12 protein-coding genes are annotated in these 16,410 nt (G+C 77.1%); 6 read left to right on the top strand and 6 right to left on the bottom strand.

The window, feature by feature from the left end:
• Nucleotides 1-349: 349 nt before the first annotated feature.
• From E4A51_RS18930 to E4A51_RS14465, 3 genes are all read left to right on the top strand, one after another.
• Nucleotides 350-4,477: a S8 family serine peptidase gene (locus E4A51_RS18930; protein WP_134852193.1), complete on the top strand. Its 4,128-nt coding sequence runs from the start codon at nt 350-352 to the stop codon at nt 4,475-4,477.
• Nucleotides 4,478-4,613: 136 nt separating this feature from the next.
• Nucleotides 4,614-5,312: a DUF3806 domain-containing protein gene (locus tag E4A51_RS14470; protein ID WP_134852192.1), complete on the top strand. Its 699-nt coding sequence runs from the start codon at nt 4,614-4,616 to the stop codon at nt 5,310-5,312.
• 115 nt (nt 5,313-5,427) lie between these two features.
• Nucleotides 5,428-5,982: a hypothetical protein gene (locus tag E4A51_RS14465; RefSeq protein ID WP_046530032.1), complete on the top strand. Its 555-nt coding sequence runs from the start codon at nt 5,428-5,430 to the stop codon at nt 5,980-5,982.
• Nucleotides 5,983-6,021: 39 nt separating this feature from the next.
• On the opposite strand, the gene E4A51_RS14460 is transcribed toward E4A51_RS14465, so the two are convergent.
• The 6 genes from E4A51_RS14460 to E4A51_RS14435 form a co-directional block, all read right to left on the bottom strand.
• Nucleotides 6,022-6,999, bottom strand: a complete 978-nt coding sequence (locus E4A51_RS14460; RefSeq protein WP_134852191.1) for a 5'-3' exonuclease — start codon at nt 6,997-6,999, stop codon at nt 6,022-6,024.
• 152 nt (nt 7,000-7,151) lie between these two features.
• Nucleotides 7,152-8,606: a hypothetical protein gene (locus E4A51_RS14455; protein WP_134852190.1), complete on the bottom strand. Its 1,455-nt coding sequence runs from the start codon at nt 8,604-8,606 to the stop codon at nt 7,152-7,154.
• Between the two features lie 119 nt (nt 8,607-8,725).
• The gene (locus tag E4A51_RS14450; RefSeq protein WP_370297508.1) at nt 8,726-9,340 is read right to left on the bottom strand and encodes an RNA polymerase sigma factor; all 615 of its coding nucleotides are present in this window, start codon (nt 9,338-9,340) and stop codon (nt 8,726-8,728) included.
• A gap of 160 nt (nt 9,341-9,500) precedes the next feature.
• Nucleotides 9,501-10,982, bottom strand: coding sequence for a chromosome partitioning protein (locus tag E4A51_RS14445; protein ID WP_134852189.1), 1,482 nt, complete (start codon nt 10,980-10,982; stop codon nt 9,501-9,503).
• A gap of 177 nt (nt 10,983-11,159) precedes the next feature.
• Nucleotides 11,160-11,594 (bottom strand): ATP-binding protein, encoded by a 435-nt coding sequence (locus E4A51_RS14440; RefSeq protein ID WP_046531105.1) that lies wholly within the window; start codon nt 11,592-11,594, stop codon nt 11,160-11,162.
• 85 nt (nt 11,595-11,679) lie between these two features.
• Entirely contained in the window at nt 11,680-11,913 is a 234-nt protein-coding gene (locus tag E4A51_RS14435; RefSeq protein WP_046530029.1) for a PspC domain-containing protein, read from the bottom strand.
• A gap of 265 nt (nt 11,914-12,178) precedes the next feature.
• On the opposite strand from E4A51_RS14435, the gene E4A51_RS14430 reads away from it, so the two are divergent.
• The 3 genes from E4A51_RS14430 to ligD are packed head-to-tail and all read left to right on the top strand — an operon-like array spanning nt 12,179 to nt 16,407.
• Nucleotides 12,179-12,391 (top strand): hypothetical protein, encoded by a 213-nt coding sequence (locus E4A51_RS14430; RefSeq protein WP_134852188.1) that lies wholly within the window; start codon nt 12,179-12,181, stop codon nt 12,389-12,391.
• Complete coding sequence (locus E4A51_RS14425) at nt 12,388-15,339, top strand: helix-turn-helix transcriptional regulator (RefSeq protein WP_134852187.1); 2,952 nt, start codon at nt 12,388-12,390, stop codon at nt 15,337-15,339. The genes E4A51_RS14430 and E4A51_RS14425 overlap by 4 nt, the downstream gene beginning before the upstream one ends.
• A gap of 3 nt (nt 15,340-15,342) precedes the next feature.
• Entirely contained in the window at nt 15,343-16,407 is a 1,065-nt protein-coding gene (gene ligD / locus E4A51_RS14420) for a non-homologous end-joining DNA ligase (RefSeq protein WP_134852186.1), read from the top strand.
• The last annotated feature ends 3 nt before the right edge of the window (nt 16,408-16,410 follow it).

Raw genomic sequence — 16,410 nt, 5'->3', positions numbered from 1 at the left:
ACGACCCCGCGATCGGTCGTCGTCACGTCGCCCGAGGCGCGACGGATCACGGCGTCACCGACCGCACGGCCGCGTCGGCGCCCACCCGGCGGCCGGCGGGACCGTCGACCCCGGACGCGCGTCCTGGACGCGGCACGGGTTCCGCCGTGGAGCCTTCGCGAAGACGGCGAAGCGGACGAAGAAGAAGTTGTGGAGAAGGGGTGACGAAAACCCCTACCGGTCAGTACCGTGCACAGGGTGCCCGGCGGCTGTGACCGCAGCCAACCTCGGGTATGACGTCCGGGGGGGCCGTCTGCGGCCTGCCGTGACGTCGTCGTGCCCCCGACGTCCGACCCCCGGGATGGATCCCATGCCACGTCGCCTGCTCGCCGGCCTGACCGCCGCGTCCGTCGTCCTCACCAGCGCCCTGCTCGGCTCGTCGGGCGCGAGCGCCGCCCCACCACCGGACGACCTGTCCGGCCTCCTCGTCGCGGGCGACGTCCCGGTCACGAAGGTCGAGGGCGTCGGCGACGCGCTCGCCGAGGCGAGCGGGACCGTCACGGCGTTCGTCGAGCTGGACACCCCGTCGGGCGTCGAGGTCGCCGCCGACGGCGGCAGCCCCGCGCAGGTCCGCGAGGCCGCCGCGGCGACCGAGGCCGCCGCCGCGGACGTCGTGCCGGCCGAGGCGTCGAGCGCGAGCGCACGCACCGCCGCCGCGCAGCCGCAGCGCCTCGCGACCGTCACGAACCTCGTCTCGGGCGCGCTCGTGCTGGGCGACGCCGACCAGCTGCGCACGCTCGCCGACGACCCGAACGTCCGGTCCGTGCGCCTCGTCGCCGAGCGCACGCTCGACAACGCCGCGCAGGTGGAGTTCACCAAGGCCCTCGCGACGTGGCAGAGCACGGGTGTGCTCGGCACCGACATCACGGTCGGCGTCATCGACACCGGCATCGACTACACGCACGCCGCCTTCGGCGGCCCGGGCACCGTCGAGGCCTACGAGGCCGCGTACGGCGAGGACGGCACGGGCCCGGTGCCCGCCGGCGCGTTCGACCCCGACAAGTTCCTCGGCGGCTACGACTTCGCGGGGACGAACTACAACGCGGACGGCACCGACCCCGCGCAGCTCGTCCCCGTGCCCGACGAGAACCCCATCGACGTCCACGGCCACGGCACGCACGTCGCCGGCACGGCCGCGGGCTACGGCGTGACGCCCGACGGCACGACGTTCGACGGCGACTACTCGGCGCTCGAGTCCGTCCTCGACTGGCCCGTCGGCCCGGGCACCGCGCCGATGGCCAAGCTGTACGCGCTCAAGGTGTTCGGCGACGTCGCGGGCTCCACGAGCCTGTCGTCGCTCGCGCTCGACTGGGCGGCCGACCCCAACGGCGACGGGTCGTTCGACGACCGCATCGACGTGCTGAACCTGTCGCTCGGCGCCGCCGGCGCACCGGCCGACGACCCCGAGTCGCTGCAGGTCTCCGAGCTCACCGCGCTCGGCACGACCGTCGTGCTGTCGGCCGGCAACGAGGGCGACATCGAGGACGTCGGCGGCTCGCCCGGCAACGGCTTCGCGGGCCTCACCGTCGCGTGGTCGGTGGGCAAGGACCTCGCGTTCGACGCGACCGAGGTGACCGAGGCGTCCGACCCGGCGCTCGTCGGCCGGCACGCCGGTCAGAACTCGGTCAACTACAGCGGCCCCGACGTCACGGCGCCCGTCGCGTACGTCGGTGCGACGTTCGACGGCTGCACCGCCTTCACGCCCGAGCAGGCCGCGACCGTCGCGGGCAAGATCGCCTACCTGTGGTGGGACGACGACGACGCGACCCGCGCGTGCGGCTCCGGCGTGCGCTTCAACAACGCCGAGGCCGCCGGTGCGGTCGGCGTGCTCCTGCCCACCGAGCTCGCGGTGTTCTCCGCCGGCATCGGCGGCAACGCGACGATCCCCGGCTTCCAGCTCACGGCCGCCTCGACCGACGCGCTGCTCCCCGAGATCGAGGCGGGCACGCTCGTCACGACGATGGGCCCGTCGCTCGCGCTGAGCACGCGCCAGGACGTCGCGCCCGACACGCTGTCGACGTCGTCGTCGCGTGGCGTGCACGGCTCGCTCGGCTGGGGCAAGCCCGACGTGGCGGCACCCGGTCAGCAGATCGTGTCCGCGAACGTCGGCTCCGGCAACGGCGGCGCCAGCAGCAACGGCACGTCGATGGCCTCGCCGCACGTCGCGGGCATCGCGGCGCTCGTCCGCGAGGCGCACCCGGGCTGGTCGGCCGCGCAGATCAAGGCGGCGATCGTCAACACCGCGACGCACGACGTCGCGACCGAGCCCGGCGGCGACGTCTTCTTCGGCCCGCCGCGCGTCGGCTCGGGCCGCGTCGACACGCTCGCCGCGGTCACCAACGACACGCTCGTCTACAACGCCGAGCGCCCTCAGCAGACCTCGGTCAGCTTCGGCCTGGTCCCGCTCGCCGACAAGACGGTGACGATCCGCAAGGCCGTCACGGTGCAGAACCTCGGCTCCACGGCGCGCACCTACGCCACGAAGGTCACGTCGAGCACGACGTCCGGCGGAGCGACCATCACGGCCGCGCCGGCGAGCCTGCGGGTGCCCGCCGGCGGCACGGGCGTCGTCACGCTGACGTTCACGGCCGACCCGGCCACCGTGCAGCGCGAGATCGACCCGACCATGCAGGCCGAGCAGATCGAGGGCCTGCCGCGCGAGTTCGTCTCGCAGGTCTCCGGCCGGCTCGTGCTGACGTCCGGCGGCAAGGAGTGGCGCCTGCCCGTGCAGGGCACGCCGCGCCCGACGTCCGACCTCGAGGCCGCGCCGCTCGCGTTCCCCGACCCGTCGGCCGCCACCGCCGAGCTCGCGTTCAGCGGGCGCGACGTGCAGTCCCTCGGCTGGTACGGCCTGGCCACGCCGCTCGTGCACGCGGCCGACTCGCCGCGGCTCGAGGAGCTGCCGCCGGGCGCCGAGACCTCGGCCTCGACGATCAAGGCGGGCGACATCCGGCACGTCGGGTGGGCGTCCACCGCACCCGCGCTCGCGGCCGACGGCGGCGACCCCGCCGAGGGCTACCTCGGCGTCGGCATCGCGACCGACGGGGACTGGGCGGCCCTGGGCCACGCGCTCAAGCCGTACGTCCTGGTCGACACCGACGGCGACGGCGAGCCCGACGTCACGACCGTCGTCGCCAAGCTCGACGAGACCGACTACACGGTCGTGCAGACCTACGACTACGACACCAACGAGCTGATCGCCGGGCCCGAGCTGCTGTACCCCTTCGCGGGGAACATCGAGATGGGCGCGTTCGACAACAGCACGGTCGTCGTCCCGGTGCCGCTCGCCGCGCTCGGCGTCGAGCCCGGCACGCCGGTCGGCGTGTGGGCGCAGATGCGCAGCACCTACGCCTTCCCCGCCGACGGGATCGTCGACGAGGTCGGGCCGTTCACGGTCGACCCGTACGACCCGCCGCTGTGGTTCGGCTCGAACATCGGCGCCGACTTCGTGTCGCAGACGTTCGACGGCGCCACGGTCGAGGTCCACGGCGGGCCGGGCGCGGGCGACCAGAAGGTCCTCGTGCTGCACCACTCCAACGGCACGGGCGACCGCGCGCAGGTCGTCGACGTGACGGTCCCCGAGGCCGTCGCGACGACCACGACGCTCGACGTCGAGTCGTCCGGCACGGCCGGCGGGGAGACGGTGCTGCGGGCGGCGGTCACGCCGTCGGAGGCCACCGGGACGTTCACGTTCTACGACGGCGAGGTCGAGCTCGGCACCGCCGCCGTGACGGACGGCGCCGGGGAGCTCACGACGTCGACGCTCAACGCCGGGGCGCACGCGCTGAAGGTCCGGTACACGCCCGACTCGCCGCTGTGGACGGCGTCCGAGTCGGCGGTGACCGAGGTCGACCTCGCACCCTCGGCCTCGACGACCGCGCTGCGCGTCGACCCCACGCTCGCGCGCTACGGCAAGCCCGTGACCGCCACGGTCACGGTCACCGGCGCGAGCTGGGCGCCGTCGGGCACCGTCACCGTGCGCGAGCGCGGGAAGGTGCTCGCGTCGGGCGAGCTCACGGTCGACGGCCTCACCGGCACGGCCACGATCGAGCTGCCGCGGGACCTGGCGACGGGCACGCACCGGCTCACCGCGGTGTTCGACGGCACGGCGGACGTCGCACGCTCCGAGGGCCAGTCCCAGGTGCGCGTCGTGCCGGGCACGTCGACCGCGACGCTCGAGACCGCGTCCTGGACCGTCCCGCGGGGCAGCACGCCCACCGTGACGGTGCGCGTCGGCGGCGGGGACGGCGCACCGGCCGCGGCCGGGCGTGTGACGGTCCTGCTGGGGCTGCGCCCCGTCGGGACCTACACCCTGACGGACGGTGCCGCGACGGTGACCCTGCCGGCGCTGCGGTCGACGTCGGTGGTCACGGCGCTCTACCTCGGTGACGGCAACTACCTGCCGACCGTCACCGCCAAGGTGATCAGCGCCCGCTGACCACCCCCCGCGACGAGCGGGTGTCGCCCGGCGTCCGTCCGGGCGACACCCGCTCGCGTGCGTCAAGACCTCTCGTGCCCGAGCCGATGCGTGGCGTATGGCACTGGACCGACGGACGCCGCGAGGGAGCGGCCCCGTGCTGCCCGCACCGCACGGACCCGCCGACGCACCCCTCGCCGACGGGGACCCGGCAGCCGTGGCGGAAGGCCGCACGCCGGGCGAGGGCGAGCTGCGACGCGTCGTCGAGCACCTCGAGGACGTGCCGGACGAGGACGGCGACGCCGCCCGCCCGGTCACCGACGAGGAGGCGGCGACGCCCGGCGACGCACCGGACGGTCCGCCCGGTCCCGCGGCCGACGCCACCGCCGTCGGCCCCGTGGCCGCCGCGCTGTCGGACACGCGGCACACGATCGACGCGCTGAACCCCGCCGAGCTGCTGTTCCTCGCGCAGCAGCGGGCACTCGTCGCGGGCCTGTGCGACGACCCCACCGACGCCGGGACCGTCGGCGCCCTGTTCGACCGCGTGCGCCGGCAGTGGGCCCTCGCCGAGGACCGGCCCGACCCTCGCTCGCTCGCCGACGCGTTCGGGGTCGCGCTGGGCGACCTCGTACGCGCCCAGGCGCCCACGCTCGACTGGGCCGTCTGCTCCGACCGGTACGGCACCGAGATCGTACTCGCGCAGCGCGTGCCCGAGGTGCTCGTGTACCCGATCGCCGCGGTCGCCCAGTACTGGGAGTCGGCCGCCGAGGGCTGGTTCGTGCGCCACCTCGCGGACGTCGTGCACGGCGTCGCACCCCGCGAGGACGCACCGGACCACGAGCGCACGGCGCCGTGACGACCGGCGTCCGGGGTGCGCCCACGCAGGTCGGACGTCCGGGCGCGCGCCGACGCGGCGGTCCGTCCGGTGTGTCCGGCTCACGCGCCGGTCGCCGTGTGCGGATAATCGTCCCGTGACGACGTTCGACGACCGCGACCTCTTCGACCACGTCGAGGAGGACGACCACGACCCGCACCCGGCGCACGGCCGCCGTGTGGGCGTGGTGCTCGCGGTCGCGGCGGCGCTCGTGGTCGCCGGTGTCGCGTGGCTCCTGCTCGCGCGCCCGCAGGTCGTCACCGCGCAGGCCAACGGCATGACCGTCGAGCTGCTGGAACGCGCGCAGCAGCCGACCGACGCGGTCGACCCGGCCGTCGCGCAGGAGGCCGGTGTCGACCCCGAGACCACCCGGTTCGCGGTGCGGACCGCCGCGGGGCAGCACTTCGCGGCGCTGCGCTGGGACGGCGCGCTCTGCCTCGTGGTCGTCCCGGACGGCGACCAGGCGCGGACGTCCTGCACGTCGCCCAAGCCCGGTGCGGTGACGACCGCCACGGCGGAGGACGGCTCGAGCGTGCGCCTCGGCGCGGACGGCGCCGCGCCGCCGTCGGGCGGCGACTGGCAGGCCGCCGGCGCGAACGTGTGGGTCCTGCCCGCACCGCCGGCCGACCCCGCGGCGCCCGCGGAGGGCTGACCGCTCCCGCGGAGCTGGTCGCCGCGGGACGGCGCCGCCTCAGCGCGGGGCGGCCGCCTCGGCGAAGGCGTCGACCACGCGTCGCGCGCTGGACGCCACGCCCCAGCGCTGCGCGAGCGCCACGAGCGCGTCGGGGTCCGCGGGCACCGCGGGCAACCGGTCGTCGACCTCCGCGACGGGCGCGTCGGGCGCGACCGTGACGACGCGCGGTGCGACCGCGAGGTAGTCGGCCGCATCGGTCAGCCGGGTCCGCTGCGTCGCCGTCAGCCCGCGGTCGCCGGCGTCGCGGGCCGCGAGCACGTCGGCGAGCGTGCCGTACCGGCGCAGCAGGGCCGCGGCGGTCTTCTCCCCGATGCCCGGCACGCCCGGCAGGCCGTCGCTCGGGTCGCCGCGCAGCACCGCCATCTCCGCGTAGGCGCGCCCCGTGGGCACGCCGTACCGCTCCGCGAGGACGCCCTGGTCGACGACCAGCAGGTCCTTCACCCCCTTGACCGGGTACAGCACGCGGACCGGCACGGCGTCGTCGACGAGCTGGAAGAGGTCCCGGTCGCCGGTCACGACGTCCACCGCGGACCGGTCCCCCGGCGGGCGGGCCGCCTCGCGTGCGACCAGCGTGCCGATGACGTCGTCGGCCTCGTAGCCCGCGGCCCCCAGACGCGCGACCCCGAGGGCCGCCAGCAGGTCGACGATCACGGGCACCTGCGCCGTCAGCGCGTCGGGGACGTCCTCGACGCCCGTGGTCCCCGGCACCTCCCGCGCGACCCGGTGCGCCTTGTACGACGGGACCGCCTCGACGCGGAACGCGGGCCGCCAGTCCTCGTCCCAGCAGGCGACGAGCCGCGTCGGGCGACGTTCCGCGACCAGCCGCGCGACCGTCTCGAGGAACCCGCGCACGGCGTTGACGGGCGTCCCGTCGGGGGCGCGCACCGAGTCGGGCACCCCGAAGAACGCACGGAAGTACAGCGACGCGGAGTCGAGCAGCAGCAGACGTCCCGCAGGACCGGGGGTGGCAGCCATGGGGGCACGCTACCCATCGCCGGCCCTGGGCACCCGCGGGTGCCCAGGCACGACGGCGGGGCCGGACGGCGCCCCTCCAGCGCCGCCCGGCCCCACCGTGTCCACGGGCCCCTCAGCCCGCGTGCCACCCGGGCCGCGGCCCGGGACGTCCGTCAGCCCGCGCTCAGGTCGAGCTGGTCCTCCGCGACCGCGACGACGCTCCACGTGCCGCCGTCGGCGTCGCTCAGCTCCCAGGCCGGGACGAGCAGGCTCGCGCCGTCGGGCGTGGTGAGCAGCGTGACGCCGAGGCGCGCGGCGGTGAGGGTCACGTGCTGCACGGGCCACGGGACCGCGGCCCCGGCGGCCGGGACGGGCGGCACGGTCGGCTCGTCGGGCTCGGGCGCGACCTGCGGCACCGCCGGCTCGGCGGTGTCGTCGGTCATGCGCGCCGCGAGCGGCACGACCCCGCCGTACGACGCACCGAAGCGCGGGTCGTTGAGCCGCTCGACCGCCGCGGCGGCGCTGATGACGTCGTACGTCCCGAGCTCGACGAGCGGCGCGAGCGGACCCGAGACGGCCTGCACGCCCTTCCCCGCGAGCTGCACCGACCACACGACCCCGGTCTGCGTGCCGTCGACGACCTGCGCGGCCGTGACCGCCACCAGCCCGGCCACGCCCGTGTCGTCGGTGACCGTGACCTCGGCGTCGCCGAGGTCGACGCCCAGACGCGTCAGCAGGTCGCGCGCGGCCGACTCGGCGGCGGCGCCGCGCGGCGTCGTCGTCGGGTCGCACACGCTCGGGTCGGCGGGCGCGACCTCGTCGGGCTGCACCGGTGCGATCCCGACCCCGGGCTCGATCGTCGCCCCGTCGTCGGCACCGTCGGGCACCGGCGCCGGCTCGATCGACGGCGCGTCACCGGGGTCTCCGGCCGTGCACACCGACGGGTCCCACGCGCGGTCGTAGAACCACATGCCGGCCTGCCCGTCGACGCCGAGCGACACGGTCGGTCCCGAGCCGTCGTTCGGCCCGACGACCCACTGACCCCACTCCTGCCGGGGCTCACCGGTCACGCCGAGCACCTCGGCGACGCGCGCCGCGGTCGCACGCGTCGCGGCGCCCGTCGCGTCGAACGCCCACGCGCGGCCGGTGCCTGCGTCGCCCGTCACGCCGTCGGCGGTGAAGACCGTGCGCCCCCCGAACCAGCCCGGCGCGATGCGGGCGCTGTCCGCGAACGCGCTCGCGCCGGCCGCCTCGAGCGCCCCGCCCGACGCGGACGACGCGCCCTGCAGCGCGATCGGCGGTGCGGCCGGGGCGGGACCGCCGCCCGCGGCGCCGACCGCGTAGCCGCCGCCACCGACCAGGCCGACGGCGACGACGGCCGCGGCGACCTGCGCCCAGCGCGCCGGGCCGGACCGGCGCCGCCGCGCGGCGGCGAGCTCGTCGGCGGGTGCGGCGGCCGTGAAGGTCACGCCCGTCGTCTCGGCGAGCCGCGCGTGCAGGCGCGGCAGGTCCGGCGTCGTGCCCGCGGCCGGGTCGGCCGCGCGCACCCGGGCGACCGCGGCGTCGTCGGCGGCGGCCGTCGTGCCCTCGTCACGGGGTGTGTCGCGGGGTTCGCGCGTGTCGTCCATGGTGTCCCTCCGAGCGTGTCGCCGGGCGTGACCGCCCTCCACCCCGTCTGTGTGGCCGGGGGCGCGGGTCTTGCACGGGTCCGCGGAGCGGCGCGGGGACGCGCCGCCCGACCGTGCGCTCAGGCGACGCCGGCGTCGTCGAGCGCGGCGCGCAGCCGCGACCGCGCCCGCGACAGCGCGGCGTCGGCGCCGCCGCGGCCGATGCCCAGCACCTCGGCCAGGGCGTCCCCCGTGAGCCCCTCCCACGCGTGCAGGAGGATCACCTCGCGGTCCCGCGCGGACAGCCCCGCGAGCACGGTCCGCACGGTCTCGTCCCGCACGGCCCGCAGCGCGGGGTCGTCGGCGTCGACCCCCTCCGGCACGTCCGCGACCGGCACCGGGCGTCCCTTGCGGCGGTGGTTCGACACCACGAAGCCCGCCGTGCGGTACAGCCACGGCAGCTCGGCGCCCTCCGGCACGTCGTCGCGGCGGCGCCACGCGACCGTCAGCACGTCGGCGGCGAGGTCCTCGACGTCGGACGCGGGCACGCGGCGCACGAGGTACCGGTGCACGGCCGTCGCGTGGTCGCGCACCAGCGCCTCGAACCAGGGCGCGTCGCGCGGCGTCGCGGGCCCGGCCGGCGACGCCGCCCCGTCACGCGTCACGTCGGCGGCGGGGTCGAGGTCGTCCGCGGGCGTGACGACGGCACGCAGGGCGGGGCGGGCGGTGGGCTCGTGCTGAGGGTGCGCGGGCACTGCGGCTCCCGGGGCGGGCGGACGGGCGGACCGGGCGGCGGCGTGCTGCTGCCACCGCCCTCACCCTCCCGGTGTCGTGACCTGCCGGGATCTTGCACGCCGAGCCGCACGAGTTCCGGCACGCCGCGCCGAGCGCCCCGCCGGGGACCGCCGCCGCGCGTCAGAGGCCGTCGGCCACCACGGCGGTCGCCCGCAGCCACGCGTCACGCGTCGACGGCTTGAGGGCCGCGTGGTCGATGGGCCCGCCCGCGACGAGCGCCTTGTCGTGCGGCACCTCGACGACGCCCCGCGTGAGCGCGCCGAAGTGCGAGCGCAGCCGCTGACGCAGGTCCTTGTCGACCTTCGGCTCCGGGAACGACAGGATCGTCACGGCCTGCCGCACGAGCTCCTCCTGGCCCGTGGCGCGCAGCGCGTCGAGCGCCCACGCCGCCGACTGCGCGGTGTCCTCGCGCAGCGTCGAGACGACCACGAGCTGGTCGGCGGACTGCACGGCCGCCTGCCAGTTCGAGGCGCGCATGTTGTTGCCCGTGTCCACCACGAGCACCCGGTAGAACTGCGACAGCACGTCGTGCAGCGCGTGGTACGACGCCGCGTCGACGCTCGACACCGACGCCGCGTTCTCGTCGGACGCGAGCACGTCGAACTGCTCGTCCTGCTGGGTCCGGACGAACGTGTCGAGGTCGCCGATGCGGATCGTGCCGCGCGACGTCAGCTCGGGCAGCGCGCGCAGCAGGTCGACGGCGGTGCGCTGGTGGTCGCCGTGCTGCGAGCGCCAGCCGAGCGTCCCGCGCGTCTCGTTGTTGTCCCACGCGAGCGTGTACCCGCCCCGCGACAGCCCGAACGTCGAGGCCAGGAGCATCGTCGCGGTGGTCTTGTGGGCGCCGCCCTTGGGGTTCACGACGACGACCGTGCGGGGGCCGTCGAACGTGCGTCGCACGGCGTCGACCTGCGAGCGGCGGCGACGCTCGGCGGCACCGGGTCGCGGTGCGACGGCACCGAACGTCAGGCGTCGCACGGCCCGCTGCCAGCCGAGCTCGGCCGGGCCCTCGTGCGCGGGGTGACGCGCGGCCAGCAGGTCGTCGAGCGTCGGCAGCGACGACCCGTCGGACGGTGCGCGCTCCGCGCGGGCCTCGGTGCGCGTCGCGGCGCGCGAGGCCGCGGGCACGGCGCCCGTGGACGGGGCGGGCTCCGGGACGCCGGGGGCGACGGGCACGGCGCCCGAGGGGGGCGCCACCGCGGGCGTCGGCGACGACGGCGGTGCGACCGACCACGCCGGGTCGACCACGGGCACGGGCGTGCTCAGGGGCGCGACGTCGGCGTCGTTCGCCTCGTCGACCCGGCCGTCGGGGTGGATCAGCAGCGCCCACAGCCCGTCCGGGTCCCGCACCTCCACGGGCAGCGCACGCCCCGCGTCGGCCGCGAGCGCGGCGATGCGCGCCGTGATGGCCGCCCCGGCCTCGGCCAGGTCGGCCGTCGCGACCTGCTCGCGCACGCCGTCCACCGATATCTCGCCGGTGCCGTCCTCCCGGACCTCCGCCCGGATCTGCGGCAGGCGCCCCGCGGCGTCCGTGCCGTCCACGGCGGGGACCGTTCCCGTCGTCGTGACCGGCTCCGCCGCCACCGTGCCGCCGCTGTCCGTCATGGTCCGCTCCTTCGTCCTGCTCGACGGCGGCTCGACCGCGGCACCCGGTGACCGGTCACGCCGCAGGCGCGAGCACGCCACATCCTGGACGAACGTATCGTCAGCGGGTCGCGAACGCACAGCGGGGACGCAGGGCGCCGCGCGACCGCCGACCGTGTGACGTCGCGGGCGAGGGCGTCACTCGTCGGTGTCGAGCTCGAACCAGACGGTGGTGCCGCCGTCGGGGAGCCGCGCGGTCCCCCACGTGGTCGACAGCGCCTCCACGAGCGCCATGCCGCGTCCGCTGGGCTCGGTGGGCTCGGCGTGCCGGACCTGCGGCACGCCGCCGCCCCGGTCGGACACCGCGACGCGCACCCGCGGGCCGTCGACGCGCACCGCGACGCGCACCGGCTCGCCGGCGGGGCCGTGCACGACCGCGTTCGACACGAGCTCGCCCGCGAGCAGCTCGATCACCTGGTTGCACGCGCCCCCGACGCCGGCTCCGGCGACCGAGCGCATCACCCAGTGGCGTGCCGCGCGGGGCGCGCTGCGCTCCGCCGCGACCACGAGCTCGTCGTCGAGCAGCGGAGGCGGCGCGCCACGCCGGCTACGGAGGTCTCGGACGTCACCCACGGGCACCAGGGTGCCCGACCGCGGCCGTCCCCGCCGCTCGGACCGGCACCCGGACGCCTGACCTGCACCGACGTCCGGGCGCGCGTCACGCGTCGCGCACCGGCGCGACCCAGCCCTGCGGCGGCATGCAGAACCACAGCACCGCGTAGACCAGGAACGGGCTGCCCGGCAGCACCAGCAGGAGCAGCAGCACGAGCCGCACGACCCACGCCTCGATCCCCAGCCGGGCCGCGACGCCCGAGCACACGCCCGCGAGCCACCGCCCCTCGTACGTGCGCACCAGCCCGGCCCGTGCGAACGCCGCGCGTACCCCGTCCATGCGTCCTCCTCCGTCGTCGTGACCACCAGCATGCGGGCCCCGCCGCCGCGGCACCTCCGGGCCCGTCCCCCACGCGCCCCTGGTCCGCACCCCGAGAGCCACCCCGGGCCCCGAGGGTCTGAGGTACCTCAGACGCTCCGGGCGCCGCGGGTGTGGGCGGCCGCCCGATGCGCCGGGCGGGGCCTCAGGACGAGCGTGGTCGTGTGCCGGGCGAGGGCCCGCGACCGGCACGACGACGAAGCGGGCCACGGGGACGGGAGACGCCATGGGCATCGAGCTCTGGGGACCGGCGCTGGACGCCGAGGTCGCCTACCGCCGGGAGCGGCTGGTGGCGGACGCACGACGCACGGCCGACGCACGCCGCGCGCAGGCCGGCCAGGGGGCGGCCGACGCGCCCGCGGCGCGCCGGGTCGGCGGACGGCCGCCCGGACGTCGGTGGTCGCTGCGAGGATCGGGTGCGTGGTACGCGGCCCGATGAGCACCCCCTTCGTCGCGCGCACGGAGCAGGTCGCCCGGCTCGCCCAGGCGCTGGACCGTGCGCGCACCGGCGCGCCCACGCTCGTGCTGCTCGGCGCCGACGCGGGCGTGGGCAAGACCCGCCTGCTGCGGCACGTCGGCGACGTGGTCGCGGCCGGCGGGGCGCGCGTCGTCACGGGCCACTGCGTCGACCTCGGCGAGATCGGGCTGCCCTACCTGCCGTTCGCCGAGGCCCTCGGCGTCCTGCGCGGCACCGACCCGACCGCGGTCGCGCGCGTGGTGGAGGCCCGCCCCGCGCTGGGTCGCCTGCTCGGGGGCACGGGCGGCCGCGCGGTCGACGACACGGGCCCCGCCGACGCGGCCGACGAGCGGCGCGAGCTGTTCGAGGGCGTGCTCGAGGTGCTCGCGGCGTGCGCGTCGCCCCAGCACCCGCTGCTGCTCGTGCTCGAGGACCTGCACTGGGCCGACGCGTCGAGCCGCGACCTGCTGCGGTTCGTCGTGTCGCGGCTGTCCGACCAGCCGCTGCTGGTCGTCGCGACGTACCGCACCGACGACCTGCACCGCCGGCACCCGTGGCGACCCGTCGCCGCCGAGCTCGCGCGGCACCCCCGCAGCAGCCACCTCGCGCTCGCCCCGTTCACGGACGACGAGCTGCGCGAGTTCGCGGCCGCCGTCGCGGGCCGCGCGCTGCCCGAGGACCAGCTGCACCGGCTGCGCGAGCGCGCCGAGGGCAACGCGTACTTCACCGAGGAGCTCATCGAGGCGGGCGCGGACGCCGACGCGCTGCCGTGGTCCCTGGCCGACGTGCTGCGCACGCGGGTCGAGCGTCTCGACGCGGCGACCGTGCGCCTCGTGCAGCTCGCGTCCGCCGCGGGCCGCCGCGTCGACGAGCCCCTGCTGCGCGCCGCGGCGCAGGCGGACCCCGGGGCGGCGCCCGCCGCGGGAGCCGTCGACGCCGCCCTGCGCGAGGCCGTGACGCAGCACGTGCTCGTGGTCGAGGACGGGCGGATCGCGTTCCGGCACGCGCTGCTCGCCGAGGCCGTCTACGCGGACCTGCTGCCCGGCGAGGCCGCGGCGGCGCACCGCGCGTTCCTCGCCGCGCTCGACGCGACCGCACGGGGTGCCGCCGCGCAGCGCGCCGCGCACGCGCTGCGCGTGCCCGACCTGCCGGTCGCGCTGGGCGCGTCGTGGGAGGCCGCGGTGCAGGCCGCACGCGTGCTCGCACCCGCCGAGGAGCTGCGGCACCTCGAGGTGGTGCTGCGGCTGTGGGACGCCGTGCCCGAGGTCGCCGCGGGCCTGCCGGCGTCGCGCGCCACGGCGCTGCGGACCGCGGCGAGCGCCGCGAGCCGCGCGGGCGAGTCCGAGCGTGCCGTGCAGCTCGCGCGCGCTGCGGTCGCGGAGGCCGGCGACGACCCGCTCACGCGCGGCGGCGCACGCACCGACCTGGCACGGCACCTGCTCGGCACCGAGAGCATCGACGCGGCGCTCGCGGAGGCGACGGCGGCCCTCGGCGAGCTGCCCGACGCACCGTCGCGCGAACGCGCGTGGGCCCTCGCGACGTTCGCGCGCGCCGCGCTCAACGCCGGGCGCGAGGACGAGGCGACCGAGACCGCGGCGCGCGCGGCGCAGGTCGCGCGCGAGGTCGGCGACGTCGCCGCGGAGTCCGACGCCCTCACGACGGCTGCCGTCGGCGAGCAGATCGACCACGAACGGTCCGCGCAGCTGCTCACCGAGGCCCTCGCGCGCGCCGTCGCGTCGGGCGACCACACGACCGAGCTGCGCACGCGCTACAACCTCACGGCGACCGCGTACTACGCGGGCGACCTGGTGCGGGCCGCCCACAAGGCCGACGTGGGCCACCGCCGCGCGGTCGAGCTCGGCATGGCGTGGGCACCCCACGGCGTCGACCTGCAGATGTTCCGCCTGCTCGTGCGGTACGTGGGGGGCGATCTCGCACCCCCCGCACCCGACGACGTCGCGGGCGGGCGCGGCGAGGTGCGGGCGTTCCTCACGTCGGTCGAGCTCTACGCGGCGGTCGCGCGCGGCGACGGCGACGCGGTCGAGCGCGCGCTGGCCCTCGAGCCGTGGTGGCCGCGCGACCCGCTCCTCACGCAGCTCGCGGGCGGCAACGCCGTCGACGCGCTGACGTGGCGCGGCGAGCCCGCCCGGGCCGTCGCGTACGCGGACCGCGTCGACACGCACGTACGGTCGGTGTGGTCGCCCGAGTACCTGGGCGGCATCTGGCTGGGTGCGCTCGCGCTCGCGGCCGTCGCGGACCTCGCGGACGCACGCCGTGCCGCGGGGCAGGACGACGCAGACCTCGTCGCCGACGCGGACGCGCGGCTCGCGCGCGTCGTGCGCACCGCCGACGAGGGGCGTCCGCGCGGGGGCACGCTCGGGCCCGAGGGGCGGGCGTGGCTGGCACGCGCGCACGCCGAGCACGCGCGCGCCGCGGGCCGGGCCGACGTCGAGGCGTGGCGCGCGGCGCTCGCGGAGCTGGCGTACGGGCACCGGTACGAGACGGCGCGCGTCCGGTGGCGCCTCGCGGAGGCCCTCGTGGCGCGCGGCGACCGCGGCGCGGCGGCCACCGAGGCGCAGGCCGCGCTCGCCGAGGCGCACGCCATGGGGGCCGCACCGCTGGCGGAGGCCGTCGCCGACCTGGTGCGACGCGCCCGGCTCGGCGGGGCGCCGGCCGCGCCGGGCGGCGACGTGCTCACCGCCCGGGAGTCCGAGGTGCTGACGCTGGTCGCGCAGGGCCTGTCGAACCGGCAGGTCGGCGAGCGGCTGTTCATCTCCGGCAAGACCGTGTCGGTGCACGTGTCGAACGTGCTCGCGAAGCTCGGGGCGTCGGGGCGCACCGAGGCCGTCGCGATCGCGCACCGCCGCGGCCTGCTCGGCACGGCTGCCGCGCGCGAGGGGCGGGTGTCGGCGACCGGCCCTACCGTGTGAGCCATGGCACAGTCCCCGGCGGTGGAGCTCGAGGTGCGCGGCCGCACCGTGCGCGTCAGCAGCCCCGACCGCGTCGTGTTCCCCGACCGCGGGATCACCAAGCTCGACGTCGTCGAGTACTTCCTCGCCGTGGGCGACGGCGTCCTCGGCGCGCTGCTGGACCGCCCGACGACGCTCGAGCGGTGGCCCAAGGGCGTGTTCGAGGGCGCCCGGATGGCGACCCGGCAGGACTCGTCGGGCGACGCGTTCTACCAGAAGCGCGTGCCGCAGGGCGCGCCCGGCTACGTCGAGACGTCACGCATCGCGTTCCCGTCGGGTCGCACCGCCGACGAGGTCGCCCCGACCGAGCTCGCGGTCGTCGCGTGGGCCGCGAACCTCGGCACGCTGACGTTCCACCCGTGGCCGGTCGTGCGGGACGACGTCGACCGGCCCGACCAGGTGCGCATCGACCTCGACCCGCAGCCCGGCACCGACTTCGCCGACGCCGCCCGGGTCGCGCCGCACGTGCGCGAGCTGCTCGCCGAGCACGGACTCGAGGGCACGCCCAAGACGTCGGGGGGTCGCGGGCTCCACGTGTTCGTGCCGATCGAGCCCGCGTGGACGTTCGTCGAGGCGCGCCGCGCCACGATCGCGTTCGGCCGCGAGCTCGAACGCCGGCTGCCCGAGCAGGTGACCATGAGGTGGTGGAAGGAGGAGCGGGGCCGCAAGATCTTCGTCGACTACAACCAGATGGCGCGCGACCGCACGATCGCGTCGGCGTACTCGATCCGCTCCAACCCCCGCGCGACCGTCTCGGCGCCCCTCACGTGGGACGAGGTCGCCGACGCGCACCCCGACGACTTCGACGTCACCACGATGCCCGCGCGGTTCGCCGACGTCGGCGACCTGTTCGCGCCGCTCGTCGCGCACGCGGCGCCGCGGTACCGGATCGACTCGCTGCTCGAGCTCGCCGACCGCCAGGAGCGCGACGACGGCCACGGCGACCTGCCCTACCCGCCCGAGTACCCCAAGATGCCCGGCGAGCCCAAGCGCGTGCAGCCGAGCAAGGACCGCGACCGGCCGCGATGACCG

Origin of the sequence: Cellulomonas sp. HD19AZ1 (assembly GCF_004535805.1) — a bacterium.
GTDB lineage: Bacteria > Actinomycetota > Actinomycetes > Actinomycetales > Cellulomonadaceae > Cellulomonas > Cellulomonas iranensis.
The sequence above is the reverse complement of the archived record's forward strand: the minus strand, read 5'-3'. Positions and strand labels throughout refer to the sequence as shown.

Coding starts and splice junctions, on each gene's coding strand:
- E4A51_RS18930 (WP_134852193.1), top strand. CDS start 350: ATGCCACGTCGCCTGCTCGCCGGCCTGACCGCCGCGTCCGTCGTCCTC.
- E4A51_RS14460 (WP_134852191.1), bottom strand. CDS start 6,999: ATGGCTGCCACCCCCGGTCCTGCGGGACGTCTGCTGCTGCTCGACTCC.
- E4A51_RS14455 (WP_134852190.1), bottom strand. CDS start 8,606: ATGGACGACACGCGCGAACCCCGCGACACACCCCGTGACGAGGGCACG.
- E4A51_RS14445 (WP_134852189.1), bottom strand. CDS start 10,982: ATGACGGACAGCGGCGGCACGGTGGCGGCGGAGCCGGTCACGACGACG.
- E4A51_RS14435 (WP_046530029.1), bottom strand. CDS start 11,913: ATGGACGGGGTACGCGCGGCGTTCGCACGGGCCGGGCTGGTGCGCACG.
- E4A51_RS14430 (WP_134852188.1), top strand. CDS start 12,179: ATGGGCATCGAGCTCTGGGGACCGGCGCTGGACGCCGAGGTCGCCTAC.
- E4A51_RS14425 (WP_134852187.1), top strand. CDS start 12,388: ATGAGCACCCCCTTCGTCGCGCGCACGGAGCAGGTCGCCCGGCTCGCC.
- ligD (WP_134852186.1), top strand. CDS start 15,343: ATGGCACAGTCCCCGGCGGTGGAGCTCGAGGTGCGCGGCCGCACCGTG.